The organism is Marinobacter sp. F4206, from assembly GCF_019392195.1.
Classification (GTDB): Bacteria; Pseudomonadota; Gammaproteobacteria; order Pseudomonadales; family Oleiphilaceae; genus Marinobacter.
Genome location: NZ_JAHXKI010000002.1, coordinates 1,074,634 through 1,087,509 on the forward strand (window position 1 = coordinate 1,074,634; position 12,876 = coordinate 1,087,509).

At 53.2% G+C, this 12,876-nt stretch carries 7 protein-coding genes; 5 read left to right on the plus strand and 2 right to left on the minus strand.

What is annotated here, in order from left to right; all coding sequences use genetic code 11:
* Positions 1 to 703: 703 nt before the first annotated feature.
* From KZO34_RS07370 to KZO34_RS07385, 4 genes are read left to right on the plus strand one after another with little or no spacing between them, the layout of a single operon-like run.
* Positions 704 to 2,416, plus strand: a complete 1,713-nt coding sequence (locus KZO34_RS07370) for a class I SAM-dependent DNA methyltransferase (protein WP_219475133.1) — start codon at positions 704 to 706, stop codon at positions 2,414 to 2,416.
* Entirely contained in the window at positions 2,406 to 3,809 is a 1,404-nt protein-coding gene (locus KZO34_RS07375) for a restriction endonuclease subunit S (RefSeq protein WP_219475137.1), read from the plus strand. The genes KZO34_RS07370 and KZO34_RS07375 overlap by 11 nt, the downstream gene beginning before the upstream one ends.
* A 3-nt stretch (positions 3,810 to 3,812) precedes the next feature.
* On the plus strand, positions 3,813 to 4,832 hold the full coding sequence (locus KZO34_RS07380; protein ID WP_219475141.1) for an SIR2 family protein: 1,020 nt from the start codon (positions 3,813 to 3,815) through the stop codon (positions 4,830 to 4,832).
* Positions 4,829 to 7,984: a type I restriction endonuclease subunit R gene (locus tag KZO34_RS07385; RefSeq protein ID WP_219475144.1), complete on the plus strand. Its 3,156-nt coding sequence runs from the start codon at positions 4,829 to 4,831 to the stop codon at positions 7,982 to 7,984. Before KZO34_RS07380 ends, KZO34_RS07385 begins: the two co-directional genes overlap by 4 nt.
* Before the next feature lie 886 nt (positions 7,985 to 8,870).
* Here KZO34_RS07385 and KZO34_RS07390 read toward each other — a convergent pair.
* Both KZO34_RS07390 and KZO34_RS07395 read right to left on the minus strand, forming a co-directional pair.
* Complete coding sequence (locus KZO34_RS07390) at positions 8,871 to 10,538, minus strand: amidohydrolase family protein (RefSeq protein ID WP_219475147.1); 1,668 nt, start codon at positions 10,536 to 10,538, stop codon at positions 8,871 to 8,873.
* Between the two features lie 102 nt (positions 10,539 to 10,640).
* Entirely contained in the window at positions 10,641 to 11,891 is a 1,251-nt protein-coding gene (locus KZO34_RS07395; protein WP_219475150.1) for a carbohydrate porin, read from the minus strand.
* 464 nt (positions 11,892 to 12,355) lie between these two features.
* Here KZO34_RS07395 and KZO34_RS07400 point away from each other — a divergent pair, with 464 nt between their 5' ends.
* The gene (locus KZO34_RS07400; RefSeq protein WP_219475152.1) at positions 12,356 to 12,742 is read left to right on the plus strand and encodes a helix-turn-helix domain-containing protein; all 387 of its coding nucleotides are present in this window, start codon (positions 12,356 to 12,358) and stop codon (positions 12,740 to 12,742) included.
* Positions 12,743 to 12,876 lie beyond the last annotated feature (134 nt).

Consider the following 12,876-nt stretch of genomic DNA (forward strand, 5'->3'; position numbering starts at 1 on the left):
AGATAACGGTCAGACAAAACAACGATGTTCCCTGCGTTCCATCCGTTCTCCGGCGAAGCAGGTAACGGCCAAGACTCAACGAGAGCGCACACATCCGACGCTCCGCCAGCTGCAAGAAACGGTAGACCCTGACGCCTTGCTACAAGACATAGCCCAAACCCTCCAGGCTAACCCCGCACGCTCGAGGCGCCTGCTGGATGCAGACGACCTTCAGGACATAGCCGAAGGGGCAATCAGCCGAGCCCACGTGTTGGCCCACTTCGGCCTGAAGCGTTCAGAGGGTCAACCGCTGGGTGACGATACAACCGAGCCCATCGGAAGACCAGAGAGCCGTCCAGGCCAAATTGAACGGATGAGGCCATCGAAGCCTTCCCACGACGCCATGATCAACCACCTGATGCTATGCAATCGCTGCTTTGCTCCCAAGAACAGGTACTGCACGGAAGGTCAACAGCTGCGAGATGAATACTACGCCGCTTACGAGCGCTCAAAGGAACTCCCGAGCCCTGCCTAGCCTTGCCTAACCCCGCCAAGTAACGTAAAACAACTATATATCGAGTGGTTAGCAAGCAATTAACCCATAGTCATTGCTCACAACACTCCGGAACAAACGAAGGCACGAACCGACACACATTGTCGCTCCGTGCCTTTGCGCTTTATTAGATAGCGAAAGCATTAAACCCTCAAAGGGAACTACTAAGCAATGAACAACACGGAACAGCAATTCCTCAAGACCCTGGACGACAAGCTCTGGAAAGCAGCCTGTAAGCTGCAGTCCGCTATGGATGCCGCCAACTATAAACATATCGTGCTGGGCCTGATCTTCCTGAAATACGTCTCAGATGCCTTCGAGGAGCGCCAGGAAGAGTTACTGGAACGATTCCAGGACGAGAGCGATGAGATTTACTACTTACCACCAGAAGAATATGAGAGCGACGAAGATTACCGGCAAGCCCTGACAGAAGAGCTGGAAGTGCTGGATTACTATCGCGAGGCCAACGTATTCTGGGTACCTAAACCGGCCCGCTGGAGCACTTTAAATGAAAAAGCCTCACTGCCCGTGGGATCTGTTATCTGGCAGGATGAAGGCGGAAACGATGTAAAACTGCGTTCTATCTCCTGGCTCATCGACAACGCTTTGGAGGAAATCGAAAGGAGCAACGTTAAGCTCAAAGGCATCCTTAACCGCATTAGCCAGTACCAGCTAGAGAACGAGAAGCTGCTGGGCCTGATCAACACCTTCTCCAACACCTCCTTCACCAAGCCCGTGTTCGACGGTGAGAAGCTGAGCCTGCACAGCAAAGACATCTTAGGCCATGTGTACGAATATTTTTTGGGCCAGTTCGCCCTCGCTGAAGGCAAGCAAGGTGGTCAATACTACACCCCAAAGAGTATCGTCACCCTGATCGTGGAAATGCTCGAACCTTACTCGGGCCGAGTGTATGACCCGGCAATGGGTTCTGGTGGTTTCTTCGTATCCAGCGACAAGTTCATCGAAGAACACGCAAAAGAACAGCACTACAGTGCCAGCGAACAGAAGAAACACATCTCCGTATACGGCCAGGAGTCCAACCCAACCACCTGGCGACTAGCCGCTATGAACATGGCCATTCGGGGCATCGACTTCAACTTTGGCAAGAAAAACGCCGACAGCTTTTTGGACGACCAGCACCCGGACCTGCGCGCCGACTTCGTAATGGCGAACCCTCCCTTCAACATGAAGGACTGGTGGAGCGAATCCTTGGCAGAGGACAGCCGCTGGAAATACGGCAACCCGCCCAAGGGCAACGCGAACTTTGCGTGGATGCAGCACATGATCCACCACTTAGCACCGACAGGAAGTATGGCCCTGCTGCTGGCCAACGGCTCAATGAGCTCCCACACCAACAATGAAGGCGAAATCCGCAGGCGACTAGTGGCAGCCGACCTGGTGGAGTGTATGGTTGCCCTCCCCGGCCAACTGTTCACCAACACTCAGATCCCAGCCTGTATCTGGTTCATAACCCGAGACAAAGCTAACGGCACGGTGCGCAACGAGCAGAAGCGCGACCGCCGGGAGGAGTTCCTTTTCATAGACGCTAGCAACCTGGGCTTCATGCGGGATCGTGTGATCCGAGACTTTACCAACGAAGACATTGCCAAAATCGCCGACACTTTCCATGCCTGGCAACGCGGTGAAGGCTACGAAGATGTCGCTGGGTTCTGCAAATCCGCCAGCCTAGATGAAATCAGGAAGCATGACTTTGTGCTGACTCCAGGGCGATATGTGGGTGCAAAGGAGCAGGAAGACGATGGTGAGCCCTTTGCGAAGAAAATGGCCAGGTTAACCGAACAACTGCGAGGGCAATTTACTGAGAGTGAGCGTCTGGAGGCCGAGATCAAGCGCAACCTTGGGGGGCTAGGTTATGAGTGCTGATAAGTTTCCTTCGCATTGGAAACTATTGCCTCTATCTGAAGCTGTGGATGCGCTGATTGATTACAGAGGCAAGACCCCCAAGAAAACTGATCACGGAGTTCCATTGATCACCGCCAAAATCGTGAAGGGCGGAACTATTTTGCCTGCAACGGAATACATCGCAGAGGAAGACTACGAGTCTTGGATGGTTCGGGGGCTCCCCATGGCCGGTGATGTGGTAGTTACCACGGAAGCTCCTCTTGGTGAAGTGGCTCAGTTGGCAGATGGGAACGTGGCACTAGCGCAGCGCATCGTGACACTCCGGGGAGCCAAAGGCCTTTTGCAAAACGACTATCTCCGCTATGTCATGCAAGCCCCCTACGTCCAAGACCAACTGGAGTCTCGAGCAAGTGGCTCTACAGTGAAAGGCATCAAACAAAGCGAATTGCGAAAAATCATACTGCCGATTCCGCCCGAAAATGAACAACGAGGGATAGCGCGTCACCTTCGAGCCCTTGATGAAAAAATCCAGAACAACCACCAAATCAGTCAAACCCTCGAACACATAGCCCAGGCTATCTTCAAAAGCTGGTTTATCGATTTTGAGCCGGTCCAAGCCAAAATCGCCGCGCTGAAGGATGGCGGCAGCGCAAAAGACGCGCTGTTCGCCGCCATGCAGACCATTTCCAGCAAGGACGGGGCTCAGCTAAACCGCCTCCAGGCCGAAGAGCCAGAGCAATATGCTGAGCTCCGCGCCACCGCAGAGCTATTTCCGTCAGCTATGCAGGATTGTGAGTGGGGAGAGATTCCAGAGGGGTGGCGCGTTAGCCAAGTCGGTAACGAGCTGACCGTAATGGGCGGTGGCACACCATCGACAAGGAATGATGATTTCTGGGGAGGTGGGGATATTCATTGGGCAACTCCTAAAGACCTCTCAAGCCTAAAGCATAAGGTCCTCATCGATACCGAAAGAAAAATAACTTCAGCTGGCTTAGCCAAAATCAGCTCTGGGCTACTGCCGATTGATACGGTGCTAATGTCATCTCGAGCCCCCGTTGGGTACCTAGCTCTGGCAAAAACTCCTGTGGCGATCAACCAAGGCTTCATCGCAATGAAGTGCGACAAAACCCTCTCACCGGAATACGTCCTGCAGTGGTGTGCATCTGAGATGGATGAGATTAAAGGGCGCGCCAGTGGTACGACATTTGCGGAAATAAGTAAAAAGAACTTCAAGGTTATTCCTATAGCTGTCCCCCCCCACGAATTGATCAACGCGTACACCAAACTAGCGAAAAGTGTATACGAAAACATTGAAATCTTAGTCAGGAAAACGGGGTCGTTAGCAGACCTCCGCGACACGCTGCTACCGCAACTTCTTTCCGGCGCTCGCTTGATCGACCAAAAGGAGGCCTGAGTGATGGATTACCTAAAACCGGCCTTTGACAGCTTTTTGAACGAGCAAGGTACAGTTGAAATAGCCGGTTATTCATTTTGCAGAGACACCATTCTTCGAGAGATGGAGTCGGTAGGCTACAACGAAGCCTTTCTTGAATGGTGCGAGCGAAGAAAGGCAAATAATCTCTCCCGTGCTGAGGAGATTTTGGAACAGTTCGATAGCAATTCTGCACGCTTTAGAAAGCTCAAAGAGATCTATGGTCGTGGCGCAATAACACCATTTGTGGGCGCTGGAATGTCAAAGCCCAGCGGATACCCTGGCTGGACAGGCTTTCTTTATCGCGTTCTTACGGAAACCCGGGTTCCACCAAAGGATTTTGATCAACTGATAACCAACGGCGAATACGAGGAAGCTGCAGAAGCGTTGCATGATGATTTACCTGCAGGATGCTTTCTAGAGTATGTGGAAAACGAGTTTGGGGCAGATCGGGAGGTCTCTGGGCCGGTGCAGAGGCTTCCCTACCTATTTAGTGGAGCGGTGATAACCACCAATTTTGATGATGTTTTGACGAAGGCCTATAGCTCGGCCGATCTGGAGTTTAACGAAATTCTCGAGGGCGCGGATGCAGTCGAGTTTCCTCGAATACTTGGTGAAAACAAAAAAGTATTGGTCAAACTTCACGGCAAAGCGAATTCTTCAAGAAAGCGGGTGCTTACAAAGTCAGAGTATGACAGGCATTACGAGAGCGACCATGCTTTAGAGAGTGTAATCGAAGCGATTAGCACACGATCGCTGCTATTCATCGGATGCAGTCTAACAATAGACCGAACATTGGCATGTTTAGGGCGCATTGCGGCTCAAAAGGGCGTTGAAAACATTCCACGGCACTATGCTTTTTTGAAGCTGAGAGACGATGAAGACAGGTTGGCTAGACGTGATGAGCTTGCGAGAGCCAACGTATACCCGATCTGGTATACCGATGACCATGACGAAAGCTTAGAGGCATTACTTGAAGCTTTAGCTCAGGGACAGGATTCATGAACGAAGATAAACTAGAAAAACTCTGCCTCAAGTGGTTTGAAGAGGGGGGCTGGGAAACAGCCCACGGATCGGATTTGGGACTTGAAAACGATAATCCCGAGCGTCCTGACTACCGGCAGGTTTTGTTGTTGACGGATCTCGAAGCGGCAGTACAACGCATCAACCCGCACCTGCCCCAGGCCGCCATTGAACAGGCTGTGGCAGTTGTCCGCAAACCCGAGAGCTTGGATGTAGTGGTCAGCAACCGGGCATTTCACCGGCTGCTTCTGGACGGCGTCCCGGTAGAGTACAAAATTGACGATGAGGTCATTCATGACCAAGCCTTTCTCGTGGATTTTACTAACCTGTCCTCTAACCGCTTCCGGGCAGTCAACCAGTTCACCATCGAAGGCTACAAGCAACTGCGCCGGCCAGATGTGATCTGCTTTGTAAACGGCCTGCCATTAGCCGTGCTGGAGCTGAAAAGTCCCGAAGTCGAGAACGTGAATATCTGGGATGCCTACAACCAGATCCAGACGTATAAAGATGAAATAGCCGATCTTTTCGCCTATAACGAGGCGATCATTATCAGTGATGGTTACGTGGCTCGGGTGGGCTCCCTCACCGCCAATCAAGAACGCTACATGCCTTGGCGCACCATTAAGCATGAGGACGACAAGCCTTTACTCGAGTGGCAGCTGGAGACAATGGTGCGGGGCTTCTTCGACCGAGAACTTTTCTTGGATTACATCCGCTACTTCGTAATCTTCGAAACAGATTCGGACAAACTGATTAAGAAGATTGCCGGCTATCATCAGTTCCACGCCGTGCGCGAGGCGGTTAAAGCGACGGTTACAGCGGCAAAACAACAGGATCGGAGGGATTCCCAAGAGAAACGGGCTACCTATGGCGATGAGGTCACGTCGGGCAGCAAGAAAGCGGGCGTGGTTTGGCACACCCAGGGTTCCGGCAAAAGCATTTCCATGTGCTGTTATGCTGGCAAGCTGTTACAGCAGCCGGAAATGAACAACCCTACCTTAATTGTAGTGACCGACCGTAACGACCTCGATGGCCAGCTATTCGCCACCTTCAGCGCGGCCCGCGAACTGCTAAAGCAGGAACCAGTGCAAGCCGAAGACCGTGATACGCTGCGCCGCATGTTATCTGAACGGGAATCCGGCGGCATAATCTTCACTACAGTTCAAAAGTTCGCGCTGCTAAACGGTGAGTACGACCATCCGATTCTGAATGATCGGCACAATATCGTGGTGATCTCAGATGAAGCCCACCGCAGCCAATACGGTCTCAAAGCCACCCTTAAGAAGGACGGCACCTACAAGTTTGGTTACGCCCGCCACATGCGAGACGCCCTCCCCAATGCCTCGTTCATTGGCTTCACCGGAACCCCCATCGAAAACGAGGACAAGGACACTCGCGCAGTCTTTGGCGATTACGTATCGATCTATGACATTCAGGATGCCGTCGACGATGGCGCAACCGTGCCCATCTACTATGAGTCCCGCTTGGCCAAGCTGGATATCAATAGCGATTTGATCGAGGAACTGTCTGATCAAGTAGAAGAAGTAGTCGAAGACGATGAAGACGTCGGCAGCCGCGAAAAAACCAAGGGCGAATGGAGCCGACTGGAAAAATTGGTGGGCGCCGGCCCGCGTCTGAAGAAGGTGGCAGAAGACTTGGTGAACCACTATGAAACGCGCTCCAGCACCATCGATGGCAAGGGCATGATCGTAGCCATGAGTAGGGAGATAGCGGTTCACTTGTATAACGAGATTGTCGCCCTGCGCCCCGAATGGCACGACGATGATCCCGAGAAAGGCGCTATCAAAATTGTGATGACGGGCTCCGCTTCTGACCGCGCCCTGCTGCAACCACACATATACAACAAGCAAACCAAGAAGCGGTTCGAGAAGCGGTTCAAAGACATCAACGACTCGCTCAAACTGGTGATCGTGCGAGATATGTGGCTGACCGGCTTTGATGCGCCATGCTGCCACACCATGTACGTGGACAAGCCAATGAAGGGCCACAATTTGATGCAGGCCATTGCACGGGTAAATCGCGTGTTCAAGGACAAACCCGGCGGATTGGTGGTCGACTACATCGGGATTGCCAGCGAACTGAAACAAGCACTGAAAACATATACCGATGCTAAAGGTAAGGGCTCTCCCACCCACAGTGCTGAAGAAGCCTACGCTGTCCTGCTGGAGAAGCGTGACATAATCCGCGGCATGCTCGCCCCTGGCCCCCAGGGAAAGGGTTTGGACTACAGCGGATTTGAGACCGAGCCTCAAAAGTATCTAATACCGACTGCCAACTACGTTCTGGGCCTCGAAGACGGTAAAAAGCGCTTTTTAGATACCGTATTGGCGATGAATAAAGCCTTTTCTCTGTGCGCAACCCTCGGCGAAGCCCAAACACTGCAGAAAGAAGTGGCATTCCTTTCACAGGTAAAAATCGCCATCACCAAGTTCACCAGCGTGGACAAGAAGCTGACCGAGGAAGAGAAGAGCACTGCCCTGAAGCAGATTCTGGACAATGCACTTGTAGCCGAGGGGGTAACCGATGTATTCGCCCTTTGCGGCCTGGACAAGCCCAATATCGGGCTGCTCTCTGAGGAGTTCCTCGAGGACGTTCGTCAGATGCCCTACAAGAACTTCGCCGTAGGACTGTTAGAGAAACTGCTTAAGGATGAAATCAAGGCACAAACCCGAAACAACGTTGTGCAGGAGAAAAAATACTCCGACCGCCTGCAAGAAACGCTTCGAAAGTATAACAACCGAGGCATCGAAACGGCACAAGTGATTGAAGAGCTCATAGCAATGGCCAAGCAGTTCCAGGCAGAAATGGAGCGAGATGCCGCCCTCGGCCTGAATCCGGACGAAGTGGCCTTCTACGACGCCCTAGCCAGCAACGAAAGCGCCATGCGGGAGCTGGGCGACGAGATTCTGATAAAGATCGCCGTGGAGATCACCGACAAGCTGCGAAAATCCACCACGGTGGATTGGCAAGTGCGGGAGAGCGTGCGGGCCAAGCTGCGAATTCTGGTCCGCAGGACATTGCAGCGTTACAAATACCCGCCTGACAAGGCTCCTGCTGCCATTGAGTTGATCATGGAGCAGGCTGAAGCCCTGTCTAACCACTGGACGAAATGATAGATGAATATCCAAAAATCAAGCTGGAGCGAACCAGAGCGTCGTCCATGTAGACGCAGAAGCCTTGTCTATCGGGTGGAGAGAGAAGGCAGAAGTTTAGCCTATTAGAAAGGGGTGAGTATTTTTTTACTCATTCTGATCTGATGTTTTCCTCTCATGTTGAAAAATGTTGAACGTAGAACAGCTCTCAAATCCAAATGTTGACGAATGTTGACATCTAAAACGCTAACGAGCGGGCACACGACGACGGAAAATCTAAGATTTTAGAGTTTAGCAATTCCTGAGGTAGCGAGAGATTTTTGCGGGTATAGACGTGGGTAAACGCCGACCCAAAAATAACAACAAACGATTTAAATCAAAGACTTGAATGACACGTTCAGTGGACGCCGTCTCCACCAACTACCCAGAAAAAAGCCCCTGATTTCAGGGGCTTTTTTTTATGAACGGAACAGTCGCGTGGCTTTTCACTGTTGCGATTGCCATCTGGAAACCTCAGTGGTTTGGCTCGGCAAATCGACAGCGGAACTCCTGTCGAGTTTACGAACGGGTTCGAATGTCCTGTGGATCGGACAAAAGACTTTCGAGAAACCCAAACTAGTGAATGTCCGCCCGGGCTTCTCAGCGAACCTTGCGCCCAAGGTGGCCGGATCCACACCGACAGATTGCGTGAAGCGCTCGAAAGAGGACCTCGAGTCATCCGATACCGGAGGACCCGGTAGTGCATCCGCAAACGCCGAAATAGCCAGCGCGTGACTTACTATCAACATGAGCAGCGGACACGTTTTCCTTGTCAATAACCCAAGCGCCCAGATAATGAACGTCGTGCCCCCTGTGAGATCGCAGTCACCCTCAGCTGGGGCGTGAGCAATTCCTGATACCGTCATTGCTACTTGCTCCCGTCATCAGCGGCGTTTCGGGGACTCAATCCACCTCCGTCGACGCTAAAAGTCGGTATCGTAAGTTGCCGGGTCCAGCCCTCGACGGTGATTGGTTCAAATTTGCCTCGCTCCTCGACTGGGAAACGGATCGATTTGCCCGGTCGGACATTCAGTTGGAACTGGCTGTCGCGCACGACAGCCACGCCGCTGACGATGACATAGGGAATTCCGGTGGTCGGCAGCCCCTGCTCGCCGGCCTTGTAGGTGGCATTATCCGTCACTGAATGGGGATCGAAGATCGTGATGTCGGCGATCATACCCTCTTGAAGTCGGCCACGTTCCTGCATTCCCTCGAGCCCGGTAAGCCCTAGGTGATACGCCGGCCAATAAGCCATCTGTGCGATTGTGAACATCAATGGCACCCCGTTCTCTCGTGCCGCGCGCAAAGTCTTCCCGCGTGTGCCAGCCGTGCGCGGATGGCCGACGTATTCTTTGGGTGGCAGATCCCAGGAGTCAATTCCTTTACCGGACCACATCGCGTCGGAGGCCACTATCATGTGCGGCATTCGCATCCAATACGGCAGCCAATCATCCCGCTTGGGATTGAACGCAAAGATCGTGCGATCAGGGTGTGCTTTGGACGTTTTTTCCCACTCTTCCTGAGTCAGGAATTTGTCTTGAACTGGGTCGTAGATGGTTTCTTCATAAGATCTGCCACCGGCGAGGACAGCGAATTTCTCGGGCGAAAAAAACTCAGCGGAGATGGCTGTGGATGCGGCGGAATATGGATAATACTCCGACCATACGTTGTATCCTTGAGCACGTGCTTTCTGCAGCTTCTCCTCGTTCTCCCACCAGCCGTATTCATTGTTGTGGTTCAGGGAAAATGGCGCATCGAGCGCCATAGCATTGGCGAGAAGTTCGCTGGTACCGAGGGGGCCTTCAGGATTGCTGGGGTTGCCATGGAACCGAACATGGGCGCCAAGCAGGCGACCGTAGTTTGCCGCTACTTCCTGAGTCTTGAACATCTCGAAAGTGGTTACACCCTCGCTCATGTAGCCCACGGTCGAGGCGATGCTCAAGGCGCCCTGACGTAATTCCTCATCCATGTACCCGAGTATCTTATTCAGCTGGTCCAAATTGCTGCGTGTGACCGACCACCCTGGCACGCCGTCTTTCTCCACGGCTTGGGCACGCAGTGCGAAAACGCTGGTGGCGTCATGCCATCCGCTGGTGTCGACCTCCGGATCATGAACCCGCGTGCGAGTCATTTCCTGACTGACACCGGTGCCGTAGTTCAGTGGCCAGCCAGACTCATCCTTCTCGGCGTACCATTCGGCGACGTGAATCGCGCCGGCTTCAAGGTCCATGCCGGTGGTTACGCCATCAAGGGCGGCGAGCTTCAGCGACAGTCCGTCGAGTGCGTGGAAGTGCAGGTCTATGAAGCCCGGCGCAACGACGTGCCCGGTGGCATCGATGGCCTCGGAACCCTTGATGGCTTCAGGCGTTATTCTGGCGATTCGGCCATCTTTAACACCAACATTGAGAACGGCGTCGAGCATGGACTCGGGATCCATTACGCGACCGTTGTTGATCACGAGATCATAATCTTGGGCAAACGAAGGAATCGAACCGCCGAGAAAGAAGGCTGCAACAAAGATTTTTGAATGGTTCATGTTGTATCTCCCTGAATCGCAAACTTGGTCTACCTTGATCTACTGACCAAATCCTCAACGATGCTATGTGCAGCAATGCCGTAGCCAACCAGTTCCGATCGGCTAAAAGGCAATTCGCCCCCGCAGGCCGAAAAGCGCGGTAAAGTCCTCATCCGGGTTAAGGGCGGGATCCGCGATCAACTGAACGCTTGGGGTGATTTGTACACGCTCAACAACCTGCCAGCCCTGAAAGATCTCCAGGGTATATTGGTCGTTGAGTTCTTCGCCGAAGGTATCCCGGTTGGGCCGACTCCAATTCAGACCGACCCCCAGAAGATCGCGCCCAAGCACCTTCGCGTACCCGATCCCCGCGCTGACGGACGCCTGATACAGACTGGCACCGTCTTCGGCCCACCCCCCGCGGAAGAAAGGCAGCCAGTGGTCGCCGGCTTGGCTTGCCAGTGAAAAATTAATCCCCCATCCATCGGGTGTTTCAGCCTCATCACGCTCATCGATTTGCCAAACAGTAATATGGGCATTGTCGATAAACAGCTTTTCACGTACAGGGGTCCAGCCGAGTTCGAGACTCTTGAAAGTCTCAAAATCATCGACGAAGGTTTCGAACCCGCCACCAAGATCGGTGGCATCTGCATTAGCATCGGCGACACCGCCCACCGCATACACCGTATCGGTTAGGAAGCCTCCAACCATTGCTCCAAACGCTCCGTCGGGCAAACCGCCCATTGATCCAGAGCCGGTGGCGAAGGCGAAATTCGAGAAGCCACTCCACGGGCTCGCCAGAGCGTACACATCGACATAATCGGTAACGTCCAGATAGCCAATGTAGCTAACGCCTCGACCGCCGGCGAAGCGCTGCTGCCAGAACAGGTGGGTGGTGCGCCATTCCTGGTCACTGAAACAGCAGTGATTAAGGCCCGCATAGCCAACCTCCGGGCCAAAGTCACTTGGGGCCACATCCGTGTAGGCATGCCGGTTTTCAAACTTGAAAACCAGACTTCCGGTATTGGCCCCTTCCAGCCCCAACAGGTCCCAGGTACCAAAAAATCTGAAGGCTCCACCTGCGGATGTATCCTCGCCAATGCTTTCCGTCGCTGCAAAACCCAAGGCGTTGTAGTCGAGTCCGAAATCGAGTCCCGATCGCTCTTTTGTTTCTGCCTTCCAGTTGTCCCACCGCTTCCCCATGGGTTCTGTGCCTACTAGATCCGGCTTGTTCTCTCGATCATCAACGAGCTGGTTTTCCACTGCGTCTGGAGCTGTCAGTTGCCTGGCCGCATCCGAACTCTGCCCTGCGGCAGTCGACGAAATTACGGCCAGACCAATTGCAGTGAGACCAATTGTTGAGATGTGAGTCATCGTTCTGCGTCCTTCGGGTGGAGCATCGGGCAAATGTCCCGGAGCGCGGGCAGCAGCTGATCAGTCGCGGAAACGAGTCAATTGCATTTGTAGTCCACGAGCAAAACCACGTTTCTTTTCTATAGTTGATCGCGACGACAGGCACCCAAGATTATGTATGCAGATTTTCCAGGCCAAATAGTGCCTTTGCTTCGTTGCCCGAATGGGATCAATACACTAGGCTCGAATGAAGATATTTCCCATTCCGGTGTCATTCACGTTCCCAGCTTCCGTGAGAGTTAGGCAACGGCAGTTCCATATTGGAGGGGCTGCATGGCAAACAGTTTCGACAGGGTCATCCTGACATCTAAAGGCCGCGTGCTTCATGTTGTCGTTGTCTCGCAATTTTTTGGAACGCGTGAGGAGGTATGCTGCAGGACTCAACAGCAGGCAATGTGCGAGACCGAGGAAGAGGTTTGGGGCTAATGGGCAGCACCTCTCCCAGTGCCCGGAGGGAGCCTGGAGAGCGGGTCAAACGTTTGGAGAAAATCGTGCGGATCGCCGAAGGACACTTTGTCGCGGCCTCCAATAGGCCCCTATCTCTCAGGGATCTTTGCGCGGCGACCGGCGTTGGCAAGGGTACCTTATATTCAGCTTTCCATTTGGTTTGCGGTGCTCCGCCGATGGCCTATTTCCGGAAACTCCGATTGATACAGGCGCGGATCTTTCTCCTTACTTCCGAACCCTCCCGCGGACGTGTCAAGCAGGCAGCGCTCAATGCAGGATTTGTGGAGTTCGGACGCTTCGCCGTGGAGTATCGCAAGGCGTTCGGCGAGTCGCCATCTTCGACCCTGAACCGATTTCAGGATTGATTGTCATGGGCCGGTAGGAAAGCCCCAAAGACTGAGAATTATTGTGAGCGCTGTTCCTAATGACTTCCTGACTCCAGCCGATACCCCCTGCAAGGCATGGTCACCATTTGAAACAAAGCTGTTGAATCTCGCTT